General features: G+C 60.3%; 28 protein-coding genes and 1 pseudogene. 12 read left to right on the top strand and 17 right to left on the bottom strand.

Going from position 1 to position 25610, the window contains the following annotated elements; genetic code table 11:
* Both rhaI and ggt read left to right on the top strand, forming a co-directional pair.
* On the top strand, positions 1-1293 hold the full coding sequence (gene rhaI / locus NKL04_RS20995) for an L-rhamnose catabolism isomerase (protein ID WP_023669664.1): 1293 nt from the start codon (positions 1-3) through the stop codon (positions 1291-1293).
* A gap of 137 nt (positions 1294-1430) precedes the next feature.
* Positions 1431-3170 (top strand): gamma-glutamyltransferase, encoded by a 1740-nt coding sequence (gene ggt, locus NKL04_RS20990; RefSeq protein ID WP_023669665.1) that lies wholly within the window; start codon positions 1431-1433, stop codon positions 3168-3170.
* Between the two features lie 17 nt (positions 3171-3187).
* Here the strand turns inward: ggt and NKL04_RS20985 are convergent, their stop codons facing one another.
* From NKL04_RS20985 to NKL04_RS20975, 3 genes are all read right to left on the bottom strand, one after another.
* On the bottom strand, positions 3188-3535 hold the full coding sequence (locus NKL04_RS20985) for a hypothetical protein (RefSeq protein ID WP_032885862.1): 348 nt from the start codon (positions 3533-3535) through the stop codon (positions 3188-3190).
* A 184-nt stretch (positions 3536-3719) separates the two neighbouring features.
* On the bottom strand, positions 3720-5069 hold the full coding sequence (locus tag NKL04_RS20980; protein ID WP_023669667.1) for a sigma-54-dependent transcriptional regulator: 1350 nt from the start codon (positions 5067-5069) through the stop codon (positions 3720-3722).
* Positions 5066-6925 (bottom strand): sensor histidine kinase, encoded by a 1860-nt coding sequence (locus NKL04_RS20975; RefSeq protein ID WP_023699532.1) that lies wholly within the window; start codon positions 6923-6925, stop codon positions 5066-5068. Before NKL04_RS20975 ends, NKL04_RS20980 begins: the two co-directional genes overlap by 4 nt.
* A 231-nt stretch (positions 6926-7156) precedes the next feature.
* Between NKL04_RS20975 and NKL04_RS20970 the strand changes: the two genes are divergently transcribed.
* Positions 7157-8491, top strand: coding sequence for a dicarboxylate/amino acid:cation symporter (locus NKL04_RS20970; protein WP_023699533.1), 1335 nt, complete (start codon positions 7157-7159; stop codon positions 8489-8491).
* Between the two features lie 137 nt (positions 8492-8628).
* The gene (locus NKL04_RS20965; protein WP_023699534.1) at positions 8629-9210 is read left to right on the top strand and encodes a histidine phosphatase family protein; all 582 of its coding nucleotides are present in this window, start codon (positions 8629-8631) and stop codon (positions 9208-9210) included.
* Positions 9211-9232: 22 nt separating this feature from the next.
* On the opposite strand, the gene NKL04_RS20960 is transcribed toward NKL04_RS20965, so the two are convergent.
* Positions 9233-9985 carry a pseudouridine synthase gene (locus NKL04_RS20960; RefSeq protein WP_023699535.1) on the bottom strand — a complete coding sequence of 251 codons (753 nt, stop codon included), beginning with the start codon at positions 9983-9985 and terminating at the stop codon, positions 9233-9235.
* Between the two features lie 142 nt (positions 9986-10127).
* Between NKL04_RS20960 and NKL04_RS20955 the strand changes: the two genes are divergently transcribed.
* Both NKL04_RS20955 and NKL04_RS20950 read left to right on the top strand, forming a co-directional pair.
* Positions 10128-10289: a hypothetical protein gene (locus NKL04_RS20955; protein ID WP_023669672.1), complete on the top strand. Its 162-nt coding sequence runs from the start codon at positions 10128-10130 to the stop codon at positions 10287-10289.
* A 28-nt stretch (positions 10290-10317) separates the two neighbouring features.
* Positions 10318-10527, top strand: a complete 210-nt coding sequence (locus tag NKL04_RS20950) for a DUF768 domain-containing protein (RefSeq protein WP_023669673.1) — start codon at positions 10318-10320, stop codon at positions 10525-10527.
* Positions 10528-10616: 89 nt separating this feature from the next.
* On the opposite strand, the gene NKL04_RS20945 is transcribed toward NKL04_RS20950, so the two are convergent.
* Complete coding sequence (locus tag NKL04_RS20945) at positions 10617-11075, bottom strand: hypothetical protein (protein ID WP_023669674.1); 459 nt, start codon at positions 11073-11075, stop codon at positions 10617-10619.
* Between the two features lie 190 nt (positions 11076-11265).
* On the opposite strand from NKL04_RS20945, the gene NKL04_RS20940 reads away from it, so the two are divergent.
* The gene (locus NKL04_RS20940) at positions 11266-11529 is read left to right on the top strand and encodes a DUF982 domain-containing protein (RefSeq protein ID WP_023699536.1); all 264 of its coding nucleotides are present in this window, start codon (positions 11266-11268) and stop codon (positions 11527-11529) included.
* Positions 11530-11589: 60 nt separating this feature from the next.
* Positions 11590-12189 (top strand): SOS response-associated peptidase, encoded by a 600-nt coding sequence (locus tag NKL04_RS20935; RefSeq protein ID WP_023699537.1) that lies wholly within the window; start codon positions 11590-11592, stop codon positions 12187-12189.
* Between the two features lie 427 nt (positions 12190-12616).
* On the opposite strand, the gene NKL04_RS20930 is transcribed toward NKL04_RS20935, so the two are convergent.
* Positions 12617-13027: a patatin-like phospholipase domain-containing protein gene (locus NKL04_RS20930; protein ID WP_023699538.1), complete on the bottom strand. Its 411-nt coding sequence runs from the start codon at positions 13025-13027 to the stop codon at positions 12617-12619.
* Positions 13028-13508: 481 nt separating this feature from the next.
* Between NKL04_RS20930 and NKL04_RS20925 the strand changes: the two genes are divergently transcribed.
* A complete protein-coding gene (locus tag NKL04_RS20925; protein ID WP_023699539.1) occupies positions 13509-14255 on the top strand; it encodes a Crp/Fnr family transcriptional regulator in 747 nt (248 codons plus the stop codon).
* A 397-nt stretch (positions 14256-14652) separates the two neighbouring features.
* Here the strand turns inward: NKL04_RS20925 and NKL04_RS20920 are convergent, their stop codons facing one another.
* From NKL04_RS20920 to NKL04_RS32170, 5 genes and pseudogenes are all read right to left on the bottom strand, one after another.
* Positions 14653-14937, bottom strand: coding sequence for a PilZ domain-containing protein (locus NKL04_RS20920; RefSeq protein WP_023834289.1), 285 nt, complete (start codon positions 14935-14937; stop codon positions 14653-14655).
* Positions 14938-15122: 185 nt separating this feature from the next.
* Positions 15123-15365: a DUF982 domain-containing protein gene (locus tag NKL04_RS20915; protein WP_023669677.1), complete on the bottom strand. Its 243-nt coding sequence runs from the start codon at positions 15363-15365 to the stop codon at positions 15123-15125.
* A complete protein-coding gene (locus NKL04_RS20910; RefSeq protein WP_023669678.1) occupies positions 15365-15595 on the bottom strand; it encodes a hypothetical protein in 231 nt (76 codons plus the stop codon). Before NKL04_RS20910 ends, NKL04_RS20915 begins: the two co-directional genes overlap by 1 nt.
* A 207-nt stretch (positions 15596-15802) precedes the next feature.
* A pseudogene (locus NKL04_RS20905) lies at positions 15803-16390 on the bottom strand (zinc-binding dehydrogenase); the annotation flags it as partial.
* Between the two features lie 197 nt (positions 16391-16587).
* Positions 16588-16821, bottom strand: a complete 234-nt coding sequence (locus NKL04_RS32170) for a Y4oE-related protein (RefSeq protein WP_023699541.1) — start codon at positions 16819-16821, stop codon at positions 16588-16590.
* 25 nt (positions 16822-16846) lie between these two features.
* On the opposite strand from NKL04_RS32170, the gene NKL04_RS20900 reads away from it, so the two are divergent.
* The 3 genes from NKL04_RS20900 (at position 16847) to NKL04_RS20890 (ending at position 17725) form a co-directional block, all read left to right on the top strand.
* A complete protein-coding gene (locus tag NKL04_RS20900; protein ID WP_023672260.1) occupies positions 16847-17056 on the top strand; it encodes a hypothetical protein in 210 nt (69 codons plus the stop codon).
* Positions 17057-17190: 134 nt separating this feature from the next.
* Complete coding sequence (locus NKL04_RS20895) at positions 17191-17382, top strand: hypothetical protein (protein WP_023672259.1); 192 nt, start codon at positions 17191-17193, stop codon at positions 17380-17382.
* Between the two features lie 127 nt (positions 17383-17509).
* Positions 17510-17725, top strand: a complete 216-nt coding sequence (locus NKL04_RS20890; protein ID WP_023699543.1) for a hypothetical protein — start codon at positions 17510-17512, stop codon at positions 17723-17725.
* A 46-nt stretch (positions 17726-17771) separates the two neighbouring features.
* Here the strand turns inward: NKL04_RS20890 and istB are convergent, their stop codons facing one another.
* The 6 genes from istB to hxsB all read right to left on the bottom strand — a co-directional run bounded on the left by istB (position 17772) and on the right by hxsB (position 25584).
* A complete protein-coding gene (istB, locus tag NKL04_RS20885) occupies positions 17772-18548 on the bottom strand; it encodes an IS21-like element helper ATPase IstB (protein WP_023699544.1) in 777 nt (258 codons plus the stop codon).
* A gap of 16 nt (positions 18549-18564) precedes the next feature.
* Complete coding sequence (gene istA, locus NKL04_RS20880; RefSeq protein ID WP_023699545.1) at positions 18565-20118, bottom strand: IS21 family transposase; 1554 nt, start codon at positions 20116-20118, stop codon at positions 18565-18567.
* A gap of 1513 nt (positions 20119-21631) precedes the next feature.
* Entirely contained in the window at positions 21632-21982 is a 351-nt protein-coding gene (locus NKL04_RS20875; RefSeq protein ID WP_156951533.1) for a hypothetical protein, read from the bottom strand.
* A 348-nt stretch (positions 21983-22330) separates the two neighbouring features.
* Entirely contained in the window at positions 22331-22885 is a 555-nt protein-coding gene (locus NKL04_RS20870) for a PH domain-containing protein (RefSeq protein ID WP_023672256.1), read from the bottom strand.
* Between the two features lie 112 nt (positions 22886-22997).
* Entirely contained in the window at positions 22998-24164 is a 1167-nt protein-coding gene (gene hxsC / locus NKL04_RS20865) for a His-Xaa-Ser system radical SAM maturase HxsC (RefSeq protein ID WP_023703251.1), read from the bottom strand.
* 1 nt (position 24165) lies between these two features.
* Complete coding sequence (gene hxsB, locus NKL04_RS20860; RefSeq protein WP_196815062.1) at positions 24166-25584, bottom strand: His-Xaa-Ser system radical SAM maturase HxsB; 1419 nt, start codon at positions 25582-25584, stop codon at positions 24166-24168.
* Between the last annotated feature and the right edge of the window lie 26 nt (positions 25585-25610).

Raw genomic sequence — 25610 nt, 5'->3', positions numbered from 1 at the left:
TTGTCCGAAACCATCATCGCCGCCGATCTCGTCTCCAGCCACAACGCCCAGCGCAAACCCGACCTCGAGCGCGACTACGCGTCGCTCGGCGAACGCCTCGACCGCCGCGGCATCGCCATCGATGCCATCCGCGACAAGGTCGAGAAATTCGCCGTCGCCATTCCGTCCTGGGGCGTCGGCACTGGCGGCACGCGGTTTGCCCGCTTTCCCGGCGCCGGCGAGCCGCGCGACATTTTCGACAAGATCGAGGACTGCGCCGTCATCAGCCAACTGACACAGGCGACGCCGACCGTCTCGCTGCATATACCGTGGGACAAGGCCGATCCGAACCGGCTGAAGCAGGCGGCCTCGCGCTTCGGCCTCGGCTTCGACGCCATGAATTCCAACACCTTCTCGGATGCCAGGGACCAAAAACTGTCCTACAAGTTCGGGTCGCTGTCGCATGCCGATGCCGGCACGCGCCGCCAGGCGGTCGAGCACAATCTGGAATGCATCGAGATCGGCAAGACGCTGGGGTCCAGGGCGCTAACAGTGTGGATCGGCGACGGCTCGAATTTCCCCGGCCAGGTCAATTTCGCCAAAGCCTTCGAGCGCTATCTCGACGCGATGAAGGAGATCTATGCCGGACTGCCCGCCGACTGGAAACTGTTCACCGAACACAAAATGTACGAGCCGGCTTTCTACTCCACGGTCGTGCAGGACTGGGGCACCAACTACCTCATATCCAAGGAGCTGGGCGACAAGGCCTACTGCCTGGTCGACCTCGGCCACCATGCGCCCAACGTCAACATCGAGATGATCGTGTCGCGGCTGATCCAGTTCAAGAAACTCGGCGGCTTCCACTTCAACGATTCCAAATATGGCGACGACGATCTCGATGCCGGCTCGATCGATCCCTATCGGCTGTTCCTGGTCTTCAACGAACTGGTCGATGCCGAGCTGTCCGGCGCCGAGGGTTTCGATCCCGCCCACATGCTCGACCAGAGCCACAACGTCACCGATCCGATCGAAAGCCTGATGCTGTCGGCGGTCGAGGTGCAGCGCGCCTATGCGCAGGCGCTGCTGGTCGACCGCAAGGCGCTCGAGGGTTTCCAAGACGGCAATGATGCGCTGATGGCGACGCAGACGCTGAAAGCTGCCTACCGCACCGATGTCGAGCCGATCCTTGCCATGGCGCGGCTGAACACAGGCGGCGCCATCGATCCAGTCGCCGCATATCGCGCGGCGGGCTACCGGGCGAAGGTCGCGGCGGAACGGCCGGCGGTTGTGGGCGGTTCAGGCGGGATTGTTTGAGATTGGCTAATCTCCACCACAGGGGGAGATCAGCTTGCCTCTGCCGGCAGGCGAACATCAATATGTGTTCGCTCATATTGATGATGGACTCGGCCGCTCCATGTAGCTCTTCTAGGCACCGCACTTGGAGCACCGCCATGCCCTTGACCCGCCGGACGCTGATTGGCGTCACCCTTTCGCTCGCAATTGCGCTCGCGCCATCCGGCGCGCTCCATGCCGCCTCGCCACAACCGGCGAAGGGCGAGCACGGCATGGTCGTCACCGCCCAGCATCTGGCGTCGGAAGCCGGCGTCGAGGTGCTGAAGAAGGGCGGCAATGCCGTCGATGCGGCGGTCGCCGTCGGCTATGCGCTCGCCGTCGTCTACCCTAATGCCGGCAATATCGGCGGTGGCGGGTTCATGACCATCCGCTTCAAGGACGGCAAATCGACCTTCCTCGATTTCCGCGAGCGCGCGCCGCTGGCGGCAACCAAGACCATGTATCTCGACAAGGACGGCAATCCGGTGAAGGGCGCCAGCCTTGATGGCTACCTTGCGGTCGGCGTACCGGGTTCCGTGGCAGGGTTCGAGATGGCTCGTGAAAAATATGGCACGCTGCCACGCCAGGATTTGATGGCGCCGGCAATTGCCTATGCCAAGGATGGCTTCATCCTCGACCAGGGCGACGCTGCTTCATTCGCGAGCAATGCCGCACGGCTGGCGAAGGACCCTGCCGCCGCCGCCATCTTCCTGAAGCCGGACGGCAAACCCTATGGCGCCGGCGAGCGTCTCCTCCAGCCCGATCTTGCAGCCTCGCTCGCCGCCATCTCCGAAAAAGGCGCCGACGCCTTCTACAAAGGCGCCATCGCCGACGCCATCGTCAAGGCGAGCGGCGCCAAGGGCGGCATTCTGGCCAACTCAGACTTCGAGCAATATAAGGTACGCGAGCTGCAACCGGTGAGCTGCACCTATCGGGGCTATGAGATCACGTCCTCGCCGCCGCCAAGCTCCGGCGGCGTCATCATCTGCGAAATCCTCAACGTGCTGGAGGGCTACCCGCTGTCTTATCTCGGCGCCCGCTCGGCCGAGACCGTGCATGTCATGGTCGAGGCGATGCGCTACGCCTATGTGGACCGCAACTCGGCGCTCGGCGATCCCGATTTCGTCGACAATCCGGTCTCGAAACTGCTCGACAAGGGTTACGCCAAGGAGATCCGCGACAAGATCGACCCGTTCCGCGCCGGCGTCTCGCAGGATTTGATGCCGAAGGGCTTCGGCGAGTCGAAGGAAACGACGCACTATTCAATCATCGACGATGACGGCAATGCGGTCGCGGTCACCTATACGCTGAACGGTTCGTTCGGCGCCGGCGTGGTCGCCGACGGCACCGGCATCCTGCTCAACAACGAGATGGATGATTTCACCCAGAAGCCTGGCGTGCCCAACCTCTACGGTCTCGTGCAGGGAGAGGCCAATGCCATCCAGCCGAAGAAGACGCCGCTGTCATCGATGAGCCCGACCATCGTCGCCAAGGACGGCAAGCCGTTCATGGTTATCGGCAGCCCCGGCGGCTCGCGCATCATCACCATCACGCTGGAAGCCATCGTCAACGTCATCGACCACGGCATGAACATCCAGGAGGCGATCGACGCATCGCGCATCCACCATCAATGGCTGCCCGACACGATCTATGTCGAACCGTTCGGCCTGTCGCCCGACACTGAAAAACTGCTGGCCGGCATGGGCTACCACCTCGATCTCGCGGATTCTACCTGGGGTCAGGCGGCCGGCATTCTTGTCGGCGGCAAGAGCCTGGCGGAAATCGAGAAGGGCGGCGGCGCCCGCTACAACGGCGCCATCGACAGCCGCGCCGCATCCGGCGAGGCGATTGGCTACTGATCAAAACAAGAGATTGATCAGAGGACGAGCGTAAGCGTCGACCCGACGAGCATCAGCGCCGCGATCACGACGAACGCCGCGTAGATGCGGGGACGGTCGAGGAGCAGCGCATTGCCCGATATCCAGGCCGCGGTTGCGCCGCCAAGCGCAAACAGGAAGCCGTTCCGGTGACCAAAGGTCATGGAAGCGGCCATCAGCCCGCCAATGATCAGCGCGCCGAAGACGATGATCACGGCAACGGCGTATTTCTCGAAGTCGTTGCCGCCGCCCATGGCCGGGCCGATCGCGTTCAAATTCGTCAGATCGTCCGGATCGAACGGGTTGGTCGATCCATATTCATCTTGACCGACAGGTTCTCGCATCATTCATTCTCCGCTGACCGGCAACAAATCATCAACATCTGCCGAGCGCAACCGGATCGCGCCGTGCCGAAGGCCGCCGATGCGGTCTTCAACACTTTCTGATGCCGACTTGCCACGGTTTTTTTGCGCCGGTTCACAAAATCTACCCTGCTTTCGGGTCCACACGCCTGAATACCTGGAAAATGAATTACCTGGAAAAATCGCTGCGCACGATGCGGTGCCGCTGCAGCTTGTCGTAGAAGGTCTTGCGCGGAATGCCGAGCGCTTCAATCGTGCGCCGGACATCGCCGTCATTGCGGCCAAGCGCCTCGCGGATGACATTGGCTTCATAGCGTTCCAGCCGTTCCGGCAGTGAGCTGGCGTCATCCGGCTCCGCCGGGGCGGAAGGTGGCGCTTGCGCCGCTTCCTCGAGTCCCAGCACGAAACGCTCGGCGAAATGCGCGAGTTCACGCACATTGCCCGGCCAGTCGTGCTGGCTCAGATGGCGGTGCACTGAGGCAGGCACGGCTGGCATTTGCCGGCGGAAGCGGCCGGCTGCACGCTCGGCGAAGTAGAAGAACAGCAGGGCGACGTCGTCGCGGCGTTCGCGCAGCGGCGGGATCGAGATCGTCACCACATTGAGCCGGTAGTAGAGATCCTCGCGGAAGGCGCCGCGCCGGCTGGCGTCGCCGAGATCGACCTTGGCGGCGGCGACGACGCGCAGGTCGACCGGCCGGATTTCATTGGTGCCGAGCGGCGTCACCTCGCGCATTTCCAGCACCCGCAGCATCTGCACCTGGGTCGAGGCCGGCATGCTTTCGATCTCGTCGAGGAACAGCGTGCCGCCGCTCGAATGCTCGATCCGGCCGATGCGCTTCTTCTGTGCGCCGGTGAAGGCGCCGGCCTCATGGCCGAACAGCTCGCTTTCGATGACCGTGTCCGGCAGCGCGCCGCAATTCAGCGCCACGAAATTGCCCCTGGCGCGGCGGCTCCAGCGATGCAGCAGGCTCGCCACCACCTCCTTGCCGGAGCCGGTCTCGCCGGTCACCAGAACGTCGACATCGGTATCGGCGATTTGCCGCAGCGTCCGGCGCAATCGCTCCATCGCCAGCGTCTGCCCGATCAGCGGCAGGCCGTCCTGCGCCTGTTCGGCGCTTTCGCGCAAGGCGCGGTTCTCCATCACCAGCCGGCGCTTTTCCGCCGCCCGTGCCACACTTTGCGCCAGCCGGTCGGCGGCGAAAGGCTTGGTGATGAAGTCGTAGGCGCCATCCTTGATCGCCTTGACCGCAACCGCGATGTCGCCATGCCCGGTGACCAGGATTACCGGAATGTCGGCATCAAGCTGCAAGACGCGGTCGAAGAGCTGCAGGCCGTCAATGCCGGGCATGCGGATGTCGGACACCACCACGCCGGGAAAATTGGCGTCGAGCCCGGCCAGCGCCTCGTTCGCCACCGCAAAGGCCGAGACGGAAAAACCAGCGAGTTCCAGCGTCTGCCGCGTGGCCCTCCGCAATTCGCTATCGTCGTCGATCAATACGACCGGTGCGGTGTCCATCATGCTGCCCTGGCGAGGTGAATGGTAAAGCGCGTGCCGGCCTGGTCGCTCGCCACCTCGATGCGTCCGCCATAGTCGGCGACGATGTCCTGCGAGATGACGAGGCCGAGCCCGAGGCCTTTTTCCTTCGAGGTGTTGAACGGCGTGAACAATGACTTGAGGATGGCAGGCGAAATGCCCGGCCCATTGTCGGCGACGGCAAGCGCCACGCCGTCGGCCGTCTCCTGGGCCGACACCTGCACCCTGGCGCCGTCGCGCCCGTCCAGCGCTTCCAGCGCATTCTGGAACAGGTTGATCAGCACCTGTTCGAGCCGCAGCCGGTTGCCCATCACCTTGAGCGTTACCGGCGGAAGCGTGATATCGAGTGCGTCCAGCCGACCGGCAAAGCGGCTTCTGAGCAGCACCACGGCGCCCTCGATGACGCCGCGCAGTTCGACCGGTTCGGCTGCCGTGCGCCCCTTGCGGGCAAAGACCTTCAACTCTTCGGTGATGCCGCCGATGCGCTCGGTCAGCGCGGCAATCGCGCCAAGGTTCTCCTCGGCCGAGGCGGTCTGCTTGCGCTCCAGGAACACACGCGCATTGTCGGCATAGGCGCGGATCGTCGCCACCGGCTGGTTGATCTCATGCGCGACCCCGGCGGCAACCTGGCCGAGGGTAGCAAGACGGTTGGCCTGCACCAATTCCTGCTGCATGACCTGCAGTTTGGCTTCGGTGCTGCGGTGATCGGTGATCTCGGCCTGCAGCCGGTCGCGCGCCAGGCTGAGGTCATGCGTACGCTCGACGACGCGGCGCTCGAGCTCGATGCGCGCTGCCTGTTCGGCAGCGATGCGCATCTGCGCCGACTGACGGCGCCACAGGAGATAGCCGGCCAGCGCCAGCAACGGCACCACGACGCCCAGCGCCAGCAGCCGCATCTCACGCACCGCAGCCGCGATCGGCGCTTCGACCGGCACGAGATAATCGAGCCGCCATGGCGTCGATTGGACCAGTGTCGAAAGCCTGAGATATTCGGCATCGCTGCCGCCCGGTGTTATCGCATGCACCATCGACACGTCAGGGCTCAATGCCTCGGGGCGTGTGATCGGCAAGGGAATCAGCGGCGCGTTGCCGAATTGCTGGCTGCTCCGGATGGCGGCAGCCACCGGGCCGGCCAGCGGCGCGGTGGTCATGAAGCGCCAGGACGGCACGCTGGTGATCAGCACGACGCCGTGGTCGTCGCTGACATAGGCCGGCCGGTTGGCCTCATGCCAGTCGGCTTCAAGCTGGTCGAATTCCATCTTGACGACGACGACGCCGAGCGGCGCCGCCGCATTGCCGACGCGACGCGAAATGTAGAGGCCGGGGCGCTTGCTGGTGTTGCCCAGCGCAAAATATTCGGCCGTTCCCGATTGCATGGCGCCGGAGAAATAGGCGCGGAAGCCATAGTCGTTGCCGACGAAGCTGGTTGTTTCGCGCCAGTTGCTGGAGGCGATCGCAAACCCGTCGACGCCGGTGACGTAAAGCACCGAAGCCTTGGTGCCGGAGACCAGCCCTTCGAGCTTGCGGTTGAGCACGTCGATCGTGACAGCGCCCTTGTTCTGCAGGGCGTCATGCACCTGCTGGTCCTCGGACAAGAGCAGCGGCAGCGCCCGCGGGCTTTCCAGCACGGCGCGCAGCAACGCAACCTTCAGATTGGCATCGGTGCGGCCTTGCGCCGCCAGTGCCGCGACCTCGGCGCGGCGCGCGTAGAGGCCGGCGCCGGTGAGCGCCGTGGCAACGATCACCAGCGCGATCGCCGCAAACAGCAGCCAGGCGCGACGCGCGCGTTTGCCGAGTTGCTCGGGCGTCTGCGACAGGACCGCGGCAGGGCGTTGCAGCATTCCCTATTTGTGCATGATTTCGCACAAAGCACAATTCGATCATGCGGATGTCCGCACTTGCGGTTGCGGCGCACCAGCTCGGTCGACAAAAATCTCCAACAAAATCAATGGCTGCGGTATGCCGCACAGTCTGGCACGGCAGTTGCAGTGGCCAATACAGCAGTCGCAAGGCTGCGGAAAACAACTGCCCCGGGAGGTCGAGCTTTCGATCGGGGCGCCATGGAGGACGTCATGCAGCCAGCATTCGCTGCCGCCGAACCGCGCGGCAAGCTACCCTTTTACCGTCATCTCTACGTGCAGGTCCTGACGGCGATCGCCGCCGGCGTGCTGCTCGGTCATTTCTATCCCGAACTCGGTGCTTCGCTGAAGCCGCTCGGAGACGCCTTCATCAAGCTGGTCAAGATGGTGATCGCGCCGGTCATCTTCCTGACGGTGACGACCGGCATTGCCGGCGTTTCCGACCTGAAAAAGGTAGGCCGCGTCGCCGGCAAGGCGATGATCTATTTCCTGGTCTTTTCGACCCTGGCGCTGGTCGTCGGCATGGTCGTCTCCAACGTCGTCCAACCGGGCGCCGGCATGCACATCAATGCGGCGACGCTCGACCCCTCGAAGGTCGCCACCTTCACCGAGAAGGCGCATGACACGACCATCGTCGGCTTCCTGCTCAACATCATCCCCGACACCATCACCGGCGCCTTCGCGCAAGGCGACATCCTGCAGGTGCTGTTCTTCTCGGTGCTGTTCGGCATCTCTCTCGCTCTGGTCGGCGAGCGCGGCCGCCCGGTCGTCGATTTCCTGCAGGCGCTGACCTCGCCTATCTTCCGCCTGGTCGCCATCCTGATGAAGGCCGCCCCCATCGGCGCCTTCGGCGCCATGGCCTTCACCGTCGGCAAATACGGCATCGGCGCGATTGCCAACCTCGCCTTTCTGATCGGCACCTTCTACCTGACGTCGCTGCTCTTCGTGCTGGTCGTGCTCGGCGCTGTCGCTTGGTACAACGGCTTCTCGATCCTCGCCTTGATCCGCTACATCAAGGAAGAGCTGCTGCTGGTGCTCGGCACCTCGTCCTCGGAAGCCGCTCTTCCCGGCCTGATGGCCAAGATGGAGCGCGCCGGCTGCAACCGCTCGGTGGTCGGCCTGGTCATCCCGACCGGCTATTCCTTCAACCTCGACGGCACCAACATCTACATGACGCTGGCGGCGCTGTTCATCGCCCAGGCGACCGATACGCCGCTCACCTATGGCGACCAGATTCTGCTGCTGCTGGTTGCCATGCTGAGCTCCAAGGGTGCCGCCGGCATCACCGGCGCCGGCTTTATCACGCTGGCCGCCACGCTCTCTGTCGTGCCTACGGTACCCGTTGCCGGCATGGCGCTGATCCTAGGGGTCGACCGCTTCATGTCGGAATGCCGGGCGCTGACCAACTTCGTCGGCAATGCAGTGGCGACGATTGTCGTGGCGCGCTGGGAAGGCGAACTCGACCAGACCAAGTTCGCCGCCGCCATGGCCGGCACATTGTCCGAGGAAGCCGACCTGGCGCTGTCGCGCGATCTGCAGCCCGCCTGATTACTGAACGCAGACGTTCGCCACAAGGCCGCAGCCGGTTCGCCCGTTGCGGCCTTTTGTTTTGGCGCGCATGGCGGCTGGTGTTGGCCAAAGCTTCCCGGCTAGATGTCGGCGGTTTTCAACCGAAAGGCCGGCGAATGAGCAGTGCATACCCCGAGATCTATCTGGTCCGTCACGGCGAGACGGAGTGGAGCGCTTCGGGAAAACACACCGGCCGCACCGACATACCGTTGACGGCAAAGGGCGAGGCGGCGGCCCGCGGCGTGGCGGACCGGCTCAAGGATCTGTCCTTCCAGGCGGTGTGGTCGAGCCCGTCGCAGCGCGCCTACAGCACCTGCACGCTTGCCGGCTTCGGCGCTGCTGCCGTCAAGAAGGACGACCTGCAGGAATGGGACTATGGCGCCTATGAGGGCGTTAAGACCAAGGAGATTCTTGTGCAGCGCCCCGGCTGGCAATTGTTCCGTGACGGCTGTCCCGACGGCGAGTCGGTAGCGGATGTTGGCGCCAGGGCCGACAGGATCATCGCCGGGCTGCGGGCAATCGAGGGCAATGTGCTGGTGTTTTCAAGCTCGCATTTCCTGCGCGTGCTGGCCGCGCGCTGGCTCGGTCTGCCACCCGAAGGCGGTGCGCACTTCGTACTTGATACCGCGAGCCTCAGCATCCTCGGCTATGAGCACGATCTGAGCGAGCCGGTGATACGCAGGTGGAACCAGAAGTAGGGTTTCGCGGCAAGCCTGCCTCTTAACGCGCGAGCACCGCCAATTCCTCCGATGTCAGATGCCGCGCCTTGCCCTTGGCGAGTTCGCCGAGCTGCAAACCGCCGATCGCCACCCGAACCAGCCTCAGCACCTCGATATCGAATGCCCCGAGCAGGCGGCGGATCTGGCGGTTGCGGCCCTCGTCGAGCACGATTTCCAGCCAGGCAGTGCGGCCGCCGCTGCGCAGCAGTTCGATCGAACTTGCGGTCAGCAGTTCGCCGTCGACGATCGCTCCGTCGCGAAAGCGCGCCAGCATCGCATCGTCGGGCGCGGTACCGATCTGCACATGATAGGTCTTGGCGACATGCGAGGCCGGATCGAGCAGGCCGTTGGCCCAGCGCGTGTCGTTGGTCATCAGCAACAGGCCTTCGCTGGCCTTGTCGAGGCGGCCGACCGGCGACACGAAAGGCAACTCCAGATCCACCAGGCAGTCATAGACGGTGCCACGATCCTGCGGGTCATCGCGCGTGGTGACCTGTCCGCGCGGCTTATTGATCATCAGGTAGACTTTTGCCTCGCCGACGATCTGCTCGCCGTCGACAGCGATGCGGTCGCGGCCGAGATCGACACGCAGCGACGGATCGCGCACCACCTTGCCGCCAACCCGCACGCGCCCTTCGGCTATCAGCAGCTCGGCCTGCTTGCGCGAACACAGGCCGAGTTTGGAAAGCGCCCGGTTCAGGCTAACGCCTGCCTTGGCGGCCTGGTGTCGGGCGATGTCTGGTGGCCGTGCCATGTCCTGCTTGCCATCCCAATGATCGACAAATGCCACGCCCCGCATTGGCTTCGCAACCTGCCGCGGCATCAACATCACGGGTCGCGGGAGCGGGGCTGTTCTCAAATACGATGTGTCAGGGGGTCGGGCTCAACAGCCCGCCATGGAACGCTGCCCCGCGACGGACGTTGTTGCCGACGAGCGATTTGTCGCGAAAGGCACCGCCATGAAGAAAATCTACCAAAAGCCGACGCTCGTGAAGCGAGGCAGGCTCACCAGCCTGACGGCTCAGATCGTCGCTTCTGGGGTCATTCTGGGGGAATGATCCCCCAGATAACGGAAGGGATAAATCGATGAGCGAGCGCGGCGTTGATTTCCTGCAGGGCTGGATCCACGAGCACCTGCCGGGCGAACTGCCTGCCGACAAGGCAACGGCTCGAACCCTAACCACGCGAGCTGCCCTGGATGCTCGGCATTTAGGCCTTGAGGTCAGCGAGATCGAAGAGGATCTCGGTCCGCTGGAACGGGTGATTTTCGAGGCGCTGGATCAGCCCGATATCTGAGCCCCCGATATGAGCCCATTGCAGGCGATATTGGCCCATCGCCATCCTGGCGGGGGCTTTTCCGTGATGGCATCCGTGGGTGCGCAGCCCTAGGCAGCCCGCGCAGCTGACGCTCCCCGTGCCGGCGGCAATTCGAACACAGTGGCGCCGTTCTCTCGGCCGCGTTCGACATAACCGATGACACGGAACCATTTGCCGACGTCGGCCCGCTGCAGCCAGCTGCGCGAGTGGATGGGAAGGTTGCCGGCCAGCGCCTGAATGTGGCGGATGTGGCGCCTGCAGAAGCGGACCGTCGCGGCGCTGAAGAAACCCTCCTGCGCGGCAAACAGCGTGTCGGCGGCGTCGCTGTTCTCGTGCCAGGCGACGATCGCCACCGTCTTGTCGCCCTCGACCAGCGCGTGCGCTCGGCCTTCCTTCAAATTCATCATCAGATTGTCGTATGCGACCTTGCTGTCCTTGCCGGCGGCCACATACTCGTCCGACATCCGCGTGGACAGATCACGGAAGACACTTTCGAGATCGCCGATCGTAGCTGCGCGTGCTCGCATTTCTCCTCCTGCAGCCCCGGCAGGCAGTTTGCCCTAGGCAGAGGGGATCACCAAGCAAAGCGAATCCGCCATTTGGCCGATGGGCGCAAAGTGATTTCAGAAGGCGGGTTTATTGCGTTGGCAGATCGCTCCCGTGGAACCGAACTTGCCTCCCCCGAATTGACTCGCGATCGCGTTCGGGAGGGGAAGCATGCAAGATCAGCATTTCGATGAGCCGGTTCGCGTGGCGCTCGGCAGGTCCAGAAACACGATCTACAAGGTGGAGCGTGTCGCGCAGGCCGCTGACATCTTCATGAACCGATGGCCCGTGAAGACAGGCGGCTATCACGTTGCCGCCCGCAAAGCCTGCCTTGGCGTTCTGGAAGGCCTTCAAGAGGCGCGCTATGCCCGCGCCGCCTTCGTCAACGCGGCGATCGAGGCCGATATACTGGTCGAGCGCGACCGCGAGGGTTGAGCGGTCCATCGCCTCTTTGTTTGGCGTGAGGTAAACTGGCAGACCGGTCGGGAGCCTTCCATGTGCAACGACTATGAGCAGCATATTCTCTGGGCTGAATATTGCCGGATGCTGGAGTCGCTGGCACTTGAGATCCCGACCCATCAGACCGAACTTGACCTGCCGCGGGTTGATGACATCCATATCAACGATCCAGCCCCGATCATGCGCGCCGCCGGCGACACTGGCGTCGTTGAACTGACGTCGATGACGTTTGGATTTCCGCCGGCCGGCCCGAAAGGCGGACCAGTGTTCAACTTCCGCTCCGAAGGCAGGCAATTCGCCGGCAGCAAACGCTGCCTCGTTCCGGCATCCGCCTTCTTCGAGTTCACGGGCACGAAGTATCCGAAGGCAAAGCATCGCTTCACGCTCAACGGCTCGCCGTTCATGGCCATCGCAGGGCTTTGGCGTGAAGCTGCCGGCAACAAGCCGCCAACCTTCACCATGCTGACAACCGAGCCTGGACCGGATATTGCGCCCTATCACAGTCGGCAGGTCGTGGTGCTTCGGCCCGGCGATTGGGCGGCTTGGCTCAGTCTGATGAAGCCGGAAGCCGAACTGCTGCAGCCGCTTCCAGCCGGCTCGCTGCGCGTGGAGACCGTGCGCCCCGAAAGTTCATAACTCGGTTGCGCAGGCTTGCCGGCACAGCCGGCAGGCCGAAATCAGGAATCCGTCGGTGCGGCGCCAGGAAGTCAAGCCCTTGATGTTCAGAGAAAACTGGTGCCCAGAGGCGGAATTCAAGTGAAGAAAATCCCGTTTTGCTTTCAGATACTTAGGGGAATGTTAGCCGCATCTGCTACCAACATAAATACCAACAAAATATTCCTGTGGATTGGTTCGGTTCCTGCTATTTCTCTCAATGCCTTGCACCTGCACCTTGTCTCTTCCGGTTTAGTCTACATCCTTCTTGGTCATACCTCATCATGCGGGGTCGAGTGAAGACCACGGCTGGCCAAGACGACTTAATCAGAACGGATGGCCATTGCGCCCAATATCGGGATCGCTTTAGGCGGTTTCTGAAAGCCGACATCGTGCGAAGAACAGGTGGCTATTTACGGGTCCCGAGACCTTGGCCCATACACCGCTTTGTAGGGTGGACGCGGCGCAGCGAAAAGCGCGGCCAGCCGTTCCTCATGTTGCTTGACCAGTGAGGCAGCAATAACAGGTAACTCTGCGGCGGACCGGTGTAGTCGTCGAGGTCGATCGGATTAGACTTCATAGGTGCTCCGTCGATGCGTAGTAGACGGTCTCGTCCTACCAGCAGCCCAGCTTGGCCCAGTGCATTCTGGCTTTGCAGGCGCATGGCGGCAGAAATGATCTCGCGCCAGTGCCTGATACCGCCCTTGGCGATTTGGCCCTTGGTGAAGGCGAACTCCAATTCAACGCAGCCGAGAGACAGGATGTCGATTTGATGTCGGTCAATTGCGTAGCAGGCCATGGCATCGACCAACGCTGTCATATAACTGGCATAGTAGGATCGGCGCCTCGGAGGTGCCGGGCCACATCCACCCGCTTGGGCCGTCCCCAAGTCTGATATCTGTCAGGAGAGCCACAACTCGCTCCGGCTCACGATCGAAAGTCGCAATCGCTTGAAGGCCCTTTAAGCCGGCGACTACCTCGAACCCGGCCTCCCGGAGAGAGTTCTCGACGTCTCCACGATCAGCACGGAACCCGATGACATTGAAAGCCTGCTTCGTGCGCCCCAACAGTTGAACGGCTGCGAACTCTTAAGGTTCCTGGCGCGCAATAGCACTCGTTAATCCGGTGGAAAGCAGGTTGTGATCCAGCCGTTTCGAACAGGTTGCGGCAGGCGAAAAGGATTGAGGACAGCTGAACTTTGCGCGCATCATCGACGCACTGACCATTGGCCTTCGTCTCCTCTAGGCAGCGGGAACATTAGCGCCAACTAAAAGTTGGGAGCATACACGAACAGGTTCTTGATGGCACATGATCATTCTTTCAAAATGTTGATCCGCAAGCTCCAAGCCATCTCGGAACTCGCAGAATCAGACATTGCGACCTTGGGGAACATCTCGATTCAGGAGAAGAGATATCAGGCCAACGAAGACATTCTGCGCGAGGGCGATAAGCCGAGCCTTTCGTTCGTCGTTCTTGAAGGCTTAATAGGGTCGATCAAACTAACCGGGGAGGGGAAGCGTCAAATCTCCTCCTTTTTTGTTCCGGGCGACATTCCCGACCTGCATGGTTTGCATTTGTCGGTCATGGATTGCACTTTCACCCCTCTCATGCCCGCTAGGGTGGGCTTCATGCGGCACGACGAACTTCGCGCCGTTTGCGACCAGCACTCTTCGATAACGAGAGTGTTTTGGCGCTCGACGGTGATCGATGCGGCGATATATCGAGAGTGGGTCACCAACGTCGGTAGGCGCGACGCCTACTCGCGTATGGCTCACATTCTTTGCGAACTCATTGTTCGCCTTCGCTCGGTAGGCCGCATTGAAGATCATGTGGCCTATCTCCCCATAACGCAGGCTGCACTTGGCGACGCACTTGGCCTCTCTACCGTGCACGTGAACCGAGTGCTTCAGGACCTTAGACGCGACGGTCTGATATCCACCGTTGGCTCGCGTTTTCATGCGACCGACTGGGCAGGGCTCGTTCGCGCCGCAGATTTTGACTCTACCTATCTTCATCAAAGGGCTGCGCAGACGGGTGCCGGTTTCTGATCCTGCTGGGTCGCTCATGATCCGTTGAGCCCTCGCGATCCTCAAAACCGAATCTCCTGTAGAACCCGCACTCCAACAGGAATGTCGATCACCGCTTGAGAACTGGACCGCAGACTTACCTAGCGACGGCATGGCTTCTCAAAGATACGACCTCAGGAGGGACTCGACGAAACCTGAGCGGTGTTTGACGCGTTCACTGGCCAACCAGCCGAGGCGTGGGGCGATCCGGCTAAATATCTGGACGAGGAATATTCCCGCGATTTTGTAAGCCTTCTGACCGTGTCGACCTGAAGCGAAGTTTCGCCGGGAGGTAATCTCTAAAGTGCGACTGCCATGGAACACGTGCCGAGCGCCGGAGAGTGTCCAATTCCCCGGTCTGTGCATCCCGGGCACAAGCTCAGCCATAGTGGAGACGCGGCTTTGGCAACGTTCCTATAAATTGAACCCCAATTCGGTCGTTCCTGCGCCACCGCAGGACTGCCTGGTAGGCAACGCCGTCGGTCGGCACGTAAACCACGAACCGCTCAGGGACACGCGATTCCACCGGGACTTTGAGCTCAGCTCCGCCACTGTTTTGGTTCCGAATGGTGCAACTGATCTCGGAGTTTGTGATTCCGCTGATGATTGAGGCGCCTTTCAGCACCCGCTGCCTCCGTTCGCGGCGATGCTCTTCATCAACCATGTGACCTCCATCGGTCACCCGCGGCCCTATATGGTACGCGCACCGGCGAATAACTGTCCATCTAGGTCGTCGCTCGTTAGTGTCTCACTTTAAAGTTTGACGACGGAGACGGACAGCATAAATGCCCGTTGCGCCGGTGAATTCGCAACGCGAACAGACCCGAATGGGCTCGTCGTATAGCGTTGTTAATCCGGCAGCAGCATCTCCTCTTCATCGGCCGCGGCTTCGAACAGCAGCCGGAAGTCATTACCCGGCATTTTGCCATCCATCGCAGATAGGCAAGCTTCGGCCGCCAGCCGCCACTTGGGGCCACGATTGGACCACTTTAGGAGCTCCTCGGCGGCGGCATCAACCCGGTTGACACCAAGGCGAAGCCCCGGGCGCTCAGTCTTCACATAAACCGGAGGGTTGAACCAACGGTGGGGCATCACGCCTCTCGAACGTCAAAGGCGATGAACAGTCCCCAAACGGAGGCTGATTTGACGATCATTTCGACTAACTGGCAGTCAGTTTCGAGAAGATCGCCGCCGCGCTCACGGACCGCTACAATGGTCGCTTTGACGGAAATAATGTCGCCGGGTTGAGAGCCCAACAGGACCTCGCGGACCAGCTCCTTGGCCGTTTGCTGCGTAGGCCGAACAGGTGCTTGAATGTCCATCCCATCCTCCCAGAGAGATAGAACCTCAATCAGCTATTCTGTGGGTCACTTTCCGAAAAAGGCAAGAGTCGGAAACGTACAAAGTAGGTTCCCGCAAACACCGCCCTACGATGGCTAAATCCCGCGACAGGCGCTGATTTGCACCTCACCGTGTCAGCTGCCAGAGGCGGCCATACGGAGAGAGGACCGGCCTCCTCTCCCAAGTTCTCACGGACGAACGCGGACAACCGTCTTTCCTGCGCGTCGGTCCGTTGAGTTGAAGGTGCCGATGGCATCATCCAAGCTCGAAACCTTGCCAATGTTCGTCCGCAGTCGTCCATCGCGGATCCGCTGCACTATCTCAGAGAGCTGAGGGCGATCAGCCTCGACGACGAAGTCAACGGTCAGGCCATCGGCAGCTCGAATGTCCGTTGGTCCAACGACTGTGACAAGGATACCTCCGGCGCGGACGAGCGTTGCGGATCGCTTCTGGATATCGCCGCCGATGACATCGAACACCAGATCGACGCTGCCTACATCTTCAAGGGTGTCTTTTGCGAGGTCGAGGAATTCATTTGCACCGAAGTCGAGCGCTTTCTGGCGGTCGGCGGCCCGCCCGGTGCCGATCACATAGGCTCCGGCCTCCCTTGCAAGCTGCGCCACCATCGAACCGACGGCACCGGCAGCGCCATGCGCGAGAACGCTCTGCCCGGCCTTGATGCGGCCATGCTGAAACAGCCCCTGCCATGCGGTTAGGCCGGAGATCGGCAGGCTAGCGCCCACCGTAAAGTCGACATCGCCGGGCAGCTGATCCAGTTCAAGCGGATCGTGATCTGGTTGCTCGTGCCACATCACCTGGCGGAAATCGCGTTTGTCGACCTGCTGACCGATCGGGCATGCGTGAAATCGATCGTCACAGTCCTGCGGTTGGTGTGGCTTGCCGGGGATAGGCGGGTCCAAGGTCGGCTATTCTAGCCATGCGCGACCGAACAAGATGCTGCGGCAAAGTTCCGTCAGTTTGGTTTTCTCAGTTGGTGAAAGACATCGCACCAAAAGCGGTAGTCATCTGGTCGACCGTCGAAATGCGCCTCCAAAGCGCAGTGCGCCACGGCGGTCGGTGCTTCCATCCCATAAAGTTCGATCGCAGATTGAGCGGCCTGATCTCTGTCGACGAGATCGGCAATCTTCAAAGCGGCGAAATCAGCGCTCCGGATCGCGAGCCTCCGTGGACCAAATATTCCCAACACCTAAGGGTGACTATATGATCCCCTCATGGCAACTCTGCGGTACGACGAAAGGCAGGAACCGGATGGGACGTGGACGGTATTCGACGTGTTCACCGGGCTCCCGGCTATTGTAGCGGGCCACCCATCTGTCGACCTTCCCGACATGGAGTATGCCGAAGAGCTGGCCGCCATCCTGAATGCCAACGACCTGAAGCAGAGGCTATCTCACGGTAGGTTCCCCGGAGGGTTCGCCTGACCGAAGTGGCATTAGCACCCGATCGTATTGCCCATCCAGGTTGGTTCGTCCGATCCGAACAAGCAATTGTTATTGATCTACCGGCTACGACGGTTTTAAGTCGACTCGCCATTGCTTTTCGTAGGGAGGACGTGATGGGCAACGTGGTGCCAATCTGCAAGGCCGCGCCTTGCGTGGAAGTGGTCGGAGCCAGTGGCGAATGGGTCGTCCGCATCATTGAAACTGACCAGGAAATTACACGCTCATTCGCCCTGGAATCGTTCGCACTGGCCTTCGCAGAAGGCCAGCGGATACGCCTGCATCTCGACAAGGTTGTGCGGCTTTAGGACCCTCCTGCGGCTGGGTACCCTCAGGGCCGCGACGGTGATGGCCCATTGTTCCATTGCTGGTGAGGCTTGCGGTGTGACGTCTCTGTCGTCAGCCCGCGCGGCCGGAAGGGCGGCAGGCTTTTTATTGGTTGAGATCGAGCGGCTCGTGATCGGGCTGCTCGTGCCACATCACCTGCCGGAAGTCGTGTCGGTCTACCTGCTGGCCGCAGATGGGGCACGCATGGAAATGCTCCGGCCAGTCAGCGTCATGTGGCTTGCCGGGCTTAGGCGGTCCAAGGTCTGCGTATTTCGCAAAAACGGGACAGTCGTTCCGCTAAATCGCGGACAGCAGTTTCACTAACTCGCGGACAGCAGGATGGGGTCAGCCCTCGGTTGCCTGGTTGAACTCATTTGCGATTGATTTCGCCGTTTTCGGCGCCGGTCAAGAGCGGCGGTGTTTTTTGCTTTCTCATGCTGTCGCCTTCGAGGGTGAGGCGATGGGCGTTGTGGATGATCCGGTCGAGAATGGCGTCGGCGATTGTCGGCTCGCCGATCATGGCGTGCCACTGGGCGATCGGCAGTTGCGCGGTGATCAGCGTCGATTTCCGGCGATAGCGCTCCTCGAAGATTTCCAGCAGATCGAGACGCTGCTGGTCGGTTAGGCTGTGGGTGCCCCAGTCGTCAAAGATGAGCAGTTGCACCCGAGCCAGTTTGTCGATGAGACGGGGAAAGCGGCCGTCGAGACGCGCCAGGGCGAGATCCTCGAACAGACGCGGCATGCGCAGGTAGAGCACGGAATGGTCGAGCCGGGCGGCCTGACGTCCGAAGGCGCAGGCCAGCCAGGTCTTTCCGGTGCCGGTCTGCCCGGTGATGATGAGGTTCTCATGCGCCTTCAGCCAGGCGCCCTGGGCCAGCGACAGCGTATTGCGCCGGTCGAGCCCACGATGCGCGGCGAAGTCGATGTTCTCGATGCAGGCGTCGACAAAGCGCAGCCTGGCAACGGCGAGACGGTTGGTCAGACGCTTGTCGGCACGCATGGCGGCTTCACGATCGAGCATCAGGCCAAGCCACTCGTCGCGACTGAGATCGTCGGCGTTGCTCTGGTCGGCCAGGTCCCGATAGGCGGCGGCCATTCCGCCAAGGCCGAGAGCCTGCATCTGGTCGAGGGTTGGATGTGTCAGCATGGTTGGTTTCCTTCCTTCATTGATAATAGGAGCCGCCGCGGATGTTGGTGTGCGATGGCGTGGGCTTGACCGGCTCGGCCGCGGGCGGCACACGGTCGAGGCCGGATTTGAGGATGGCTTTGACGGAGGAGTAGGTGATCGCATTGATGGTCAGTGCCCGCGCGCAGGCTGCCTCGAGCCGATCCCGCTCGTAGCGACGGGCCAGCGAGAGGATGCCAAACGCGGAGCGGTATCCCTGCTCGGGATGGGGACGGTCGCGCATCATCCGCTCGACCAGGATGGCGGTGTTGGCGCCGATCCCGGCTGCCTGCCGGATCAGGTTCGCCGGCGTTGTGTTGGCATAGCGCTGGTGCGCCTTGGGCATGTGCTCGTTGACGGTGACATGGCCGCAGCGCTGCGAGCGGCGGACATGGCTGGCGACGCGCTTGTGATCATGGAAGAGCTCGACCACCCGGTGAGTGAGCCGCACATCCACGCGCCGCCCGATCAGCGCGTGCGGTACCGAGTAGAAGGTCCTGTCGATCTCGACATGGTAGTCGGGATGGACCTTCGCCGATTTCCACTCCGCATATTCGAACGGCGCCGGCGGCAATGGCGACAGGGCCGTTCGTTCGATCTCCTCGAACAGCTCCCGGCGGCTTTTGCCGACGTGGCGCATGGGGCGGTTGTTCAGATCCTCCAGCAACACCGCGATTGCGGCGTTGAGATCGCCGAGACTGAAGAAGCGCCGGTTGCGCAGCCGGGCCAGGACCCAACGCTCGACGATCAGCACCGCGCCCTCGACCTTGCCCTTGTCGCGCGGCTTGCGGCTGCGGGTCGGCAGGATCGTCGTGTCGTAATGTTCGGCCATGGCGGCGAAGGTCTGGTTGAGCGTCGGCTCGAACCACAGCGCCTTGGCGACGCCGGCCTTCAGATTGTCGCAGACGATCGCCTTAGTTACCCCGCCGAAGAAGGTAAGTGCCCGGCACTGGCCCTCGATCCAGTCCGGCAGTTTCTGGCTGAAGCTGGCATGGGCGAAGGTGAAGGACGACGCGCCCAACACCGCAACGAAGATCTGAGCCTGGCAGATGACGCCAGTATCGGGATCGACGACGGGCACGGTGTGGCCCGCATAGTCGGTCTGCATCACCGCGCCCGCCTCGTGGCGATTGCGGAACGTCGCGCTCGACCGGCGCTGGAAAGCGCCGAACCGGTCGCAAAACCAGGTGTAGCCATAACCATCGGGGTGCGCCGCGCGGTATTCCTGCCACAGAAGCGTCAGCGTTACGCCCTTGCGCTTCAGCTCGCGCGAGATCATCGCCCAATCGGGCTCGTCCAGATCCTGCGGCGGACGGCCAACCCGGCGAAACAGAAGCCGCTCGACCAATGCGTCATTGTCATAGCCCGGCGGCAGCGGCCAGCCTGAGATGCCAGCCTCACGCGCCCGCAACAGATAGGTCGAAACCGAAGTCTTGCTGATCTTCAGCCGTTCCGACACCGCACGCACCGAGAGGCCCTGCTCATGCGTCAGGCGCAGGATCGATCGTTGGTCTTTCACTGTCGTTCGTCTCGCTTGCTTCCGTCTTGGCATGGCCCCTCTCAACCGATGATGAGAGGGCAAAATGCCAGAACGGCGCTCCCGAGAACCGACCGTTATATCCGCCCCAAAAACTGTCCGGGAATTAGCGGAATCACTGTCCCGTAATTACTGAAATCGCTGTCCGCGAATTAGCGGAATGGGTGTCCGCGAATTTCTAAAACACGCACCAAGGTCAACAATTTTCGTCATCACCAACGAACACGGCGACCCGGCAAAAGTTCCGGGGGGTGTGTGTGCATGCGTTCGAAGGGCTGACAACAAGACCCCCACGCCGGAAGGTGAATGATGATCGCGACGCTAGCCTAGCCATTCCCCAACGGCTCGGACAAATCCGGTTCCCGGCGGCGTTCCCGTCGTTCTTCAAGGAACAGCTTCGGTGTGCTCGTCCCACTCAAGGGGCGTTGTCCCGCGCTCTTGACGAAACTTTCCAAACTCCTTGCGCAGGTCGGCAAGGTCCAATGCCCAAAGATGCTCACTGCTTCCGGGGTTCGACAAAGCGCTCACCAGTTCCGTCCGCTCTCTCGGAATTAAGTTGGCTTCGCGGTTGAGCCTTCAAGGTGGCATTGCGAGATAATTTGCTCGCTTGCTAATATGCCTATATCTTAGGCAGAGGAGTGGGGGTCTCATATCTTCCCGCAGTGGCCCGTGCGGTTAAGCCCCACAAGCACCCCCAACTGCACCGGCCATGTCCCACGGCAGGGTATGGTCTTTGCGCTCGGCATATCTTTTCAAGAGCTTCCGTGAAGCCTGACGCGAATTTGTTGCTGCTGCGAGCCGCACCCCCCGTTTGGCGGAGCTTCGTATATCTCTCGCTTTACGACGATCTTATCCGAAGTGATTAGGCGAGCTAGCCGCTTCAGCGAGCTGCCACTACCTCGTAGGCGTCCAAAGCTTCTTGGTGTGCCGATGCCGAAAAGCAACCCAGCGGCCGGTCAATAAACGGCCAGCAAGTCGAAGTCCTGGGCTCCATCCGTAGGATGGGTCGACGAGCGGGTCGAACAGTGGCGCGCGCGCCCCCGAGAGGAAGAGGGAATGTCTTATAACGGAGCGTCCGCAAGTGTCGGACGCTGACCGGGCTGCCCAGCGCAACCCTGCTGAACCCGACGCTTTGGTGTCACTTCCAAGTATACCCTGATGTGCAACAACAACATATGCGCAAATCGAAAGCCGTCCGGCTTACCGGTCAAGAACGGGAGCGCCGCTAAGACGAAAAAGCATCTCGCTGTAGGGTAGCCGAGCAAGGATCTTGCCGTGGTTGGCAATTGCCGCAGCTGTCATTCCTCTACATAGGAGACTGACGCCCCCTTGGGTTCGTTGGCAGATGGCATCCGGACTGTCAACGAGATGCAGATCCGGAACCCCATATACTATGGCAGTTACACCCTCAGGAATGGCTCCGATCGGTTGAACTACCAATATGCGCACACCGAGCAGCCACCCTATGATAATGGCGGCTACGCAACCAGTGCAGCCAAAGACTCCGAACTTCTTCATCGCATCGCACCTATTCCCCGCATCCCATCATAGTACCTGATGGCGTGATGGTGCATTCGTTGCCTTCAGTGTCCACGGAATGAGTTCCGGTGCTGTCTCTCCAGGAGCGAATGGAGTAGGAGTTTCCTTCGCTATCGCTACTGGTGACCTCTTGGCCTCCGTTCGGAAAGCGAAGAGTTTCGGTGTCAATCGAATAGTTATTCCCTTCGGTATCGTACGATCTCACATGTTGATCCCCATTTTTACCGGAATAGGAATCTGTGCAGACCCTGTAGTCGCTTTCACCCAAGCAATCAGCGTATGCGGAAGCGGTGCAGCCGAGTAGAAATGCTGCCGTCAATCCGATGACGTTTACTTTCATTGAATTTCCTCGATAAAAACACTAAAGCCCCATCAACAGTCATAACGGCTCTGGGCGCGAGGAACCGCAGCGGCTAGGTATCCTTGAAATTAAACCGCCTATCAAGCCAATCTGCGCCTCTGAAATATACCGCACTCGAGTGCCACGAGTTATTCAAGGTAAGCGTCCAGGCCCAAAGGCTTATGGATACAAGTGCACCAATCCACCCGTACAGCAGAGCTGCCGCAAAAAGCGATGGGGTCGACATAACGAGTATCCACCACTCCCAAATGAAGCGCAGGGTAATACCGACGCAAAAATAAACGGAGATGAAGAGTATAATCCCGACAACGACCCCTATAAATTCCATTATCCCGCCAGTATTTTTCTTTTTTGCTGTTCGAATTCTTGATCTGTGATGATTCCGTTCGCCTTCAAAGCGCCGAGACGCTCAAGCATTGACACCACGTCGGTACCCTGCGGTTGATTGTAGACTGGAGCTGGCTGCCTTCTCTGCTCCAGTGCATCCCTAACCTTATTGACGAATTTGACAACAGTCTTCTTCCAAACGTTGCTGATGTGCCGCTGCGAAGCTCCGTCTTCGATGGTGATCGAACCAAAGATGAGCCCCGTTTTGCCGCTAACAGCATTTACCTTGTCAAGGCCTATGCTGGCCTGCTTCAGGCCGTAGATCATTCCTTTGTCGAGAAAGATGATACGTCGGTCTGTCAGGGTGATGAGCCACGTGTCGCCGTCCATGAGCCCAGAAGTGAATGCCAATACCTGCTCACCGTCTGAAAGAATCTCCGGAAGGTGATTTAGCTCTTTCTTTGTAAAAAATTGATCGTCGCCGATTTCATCGGCGATACGTTTATACTCAATTCGAAGCTCCGCCTTGGACGCATTTTTAAAATCGAAGGTCATATTCTCTCCAATCGCTATCCGAGTCAGCAGCGCACAGATTGTATTTCTAAGATTTAGGCTAGGTTATCCCACCGGGCGAACGGCTTTCGTAATTTTCAACCAATCTGATGTTCTATTTTGTTTGAAACGCCGAGATATGGGAGCTTCGTGCAAGGTGGCTAGATGAAAAGAAGCCACCACATTCGGCGCGCTTGGAGCAGCTTGTGCACTCGTTCAAGTACGCATTTTTCCAGTCACTAATCGACCGCTTTGCATACTTGTGGATAGAGCCATCAAGAAGACAGAGCTGGTGATTGTAGACTGAAACATTGATCCTAGCCGCAGCCAGATATTGCACAGCCGCCCGCAACTCACTTCGATAGTCGTACGGGTCCATCCAGAGCTTATCCATATTTGCCCTTGTGAAGCCAGTGATCTCCAGTCCCATAAACGTCACGTGGTCTACGAAGGTGAGGTTTCTAAAAACGAAATCTGACAGGTCGACGAGACCTTCATAGGTCTGCTTGTGAACGACAACTCGTATCTCAACCTCACCCCCGACGGCCTTCAGGTTCATGATCCCGCGGATGGTCTCATCGAAGGCGCCTTTGGACTGAACCACGTAGTCGTGAACTTCCGGGTCGGCGGAATAGATCGGTATGCCGACCGAAAGACGAGGATGTCCAATCCCTTGATAGCGCTCTGCGAATTGCCGATCCTTGAACGTCCGGCCATTGGAAAGAATATGAACCGGCGTAGACGGAAGGTAGTCACGAGCTGATGACAAAATGTCAAAAAAGTCCTCACCCACCAGCGTTGGCTCACCGCCAGTGATCCCGAGAAACGGGGTCGTTACGGGCAGCAGGGGCAGCACATCCAAAATCTCCCTCGCCAACCAGCGATCATCAACGTCTTTGGGTGGCTGGGAGCACATCAAACACAGGTGGTTGCACCGCTCCGTTACGAGGAAATAGTTCGCGTTGGCATCCTTTCTGAACAGGACACGCACTGCCTTCCGATCCGGCACAAAGCGGATGACGTCTCCTTCGCTAAGGTAGTCGAACTCGTGGGGCAGAACGACTAGTCGTCGGTCTGAAAACAGTCGCTCAGCTTCCGGCCGATGCTCCTCAAAGGTGACAATCCACTGGCATTCAGGATGAAACGTCTGCCCCTTGAAAAGATACGCATCATGTTCTCGGTTAGGCGCTTGGTCAGCTTGGCCCGTCACGAGCCTAAGTGCCACTCGCTGTGAGAAATCACCGACGCTTGCTGACGCAGCGAAGCCACTCAGTCGCAACATCCTAATTCGCCCAACTTAGAAAGAGTTCTCGGGCGGTAACGTCCCTCTCCATAAGGTCGATCAGCCTCTTGGAGATCGACATATTGCGATTGCAGAATCCCGACCGCGTTTTGAGGCCAACAAAGTCGCCCTGCGTTGCGGTATGGAATACTGGATCGGAGCCACAGAACGGCTCGTAAGCGCAGTCGGCGCACATCGGTACGGAGCCTGCAAAAGATTGCTCGATAGGATCGAGGAGAGCGTCGGACCCGAAAATCTCGCCATAGGTGTTTTCGTGGACATTCCCGAGCAGAAATGTCTTGTCGCCCATTTCGGCCAACATTCGTGCTTCGTCGGACGCGTAGACGCTGGCGTCATAGTTATAGACAACGGCGGAGATACCGATGCCTGCCGGGCTCATAAGATCCACATATCCTGGCTCGAAAGGCGTGAGCATCTTTGTAAGGATGGTGGCCGCGTAAAACTCCTTGAAAGGAATGCCGTTACGGTTCAGTTCCAGGATGTAATTCAGCCCGTCGAAGTAGAAATCGAGCCAGCGGTCCACGTCATAGGCTGCGTACAATTTCGTCTTGACCGCGAAGCCGTAAGGGGAAAGCGGGCGAAGAAATATTCCGGGGAAATCTAGCCGCACGTATTCGTCAATGATCTCGCGCGCCAGTGGAAGACTGGCTTTGGTCGTTGTCATAAGTGCGCTGACGCGTTCATGGCCGAGAGCCAGTCTGGCCTTGTGGATACCTGCCACAGCCAATTCGTAGCTGTTCTTTCCCGGGCGCGGTCGATTGGCATTGTGAAGAGTGGCCGGTCCGTCGAGCGACGTTGAAATTAGAATCCTGTGCACGCGACAGAATTCCAAGGTTTCGTCGGTGATGACGGCGAGATTGGTCGTGATGACGAATTGCAGCGACCGCCCGGCGACCTTGTTGATCGCTTCAGCCCGATGCACGACGTGTTGGATCAACGGGAAATTCAGGAGCGGCTCGCCGCCTTGGAACTCGATCTTGATAGCCGGACTTGGAGACTGGAAAATGAGCGCCAACGCCTTCTCGGCAGTCTCCTCTGACATATCGAAGGCTGAACGATCTTCGCTTTGGCGAGATACCTGACAGTAGGGGCAGGAGTGCTCGCACCGCAAAGACACGACCATGATGTGAAGCGAGGTGAAGTTCTCAAGCCTTCTTGCCTTGGTCCGAACCTTCAGCGCCAGCAGCTCCTTGCCGATATTGGAGGATGCATCAAAGAGGAACTGCCTGCTGCGCAGGCGGGAGTAGGCGGGGTGTGTGCTGGGAAGCTCGTGCCTGATAAACGAAGCCAGCACGGCGCGCGGCAATACCAGATATTCGCCCGCTTGGTTGGTCAGCACATACCGCTCGTCGTCCAACTGGGAAAAACGAAAGTACGCGAGCTGATAAGTGTCGTCCAACGGTCGTTGGAACTCAGTTGCCGGAG

The sequence above is a fragment of the Mesorhizobium sp. C264A genome (genome assembly GCF_040324515.1).
Lineage (GTDB): Bacteria > Pseudomonadota > Alphaproteobacteria > Rhizobiales > Rhizobiaceae > Mesorhizobium.
Note: the sequence above shows the minus strand (reverse complement) of the source record. Positions and strands in the feature narration are given on the sequence as shown.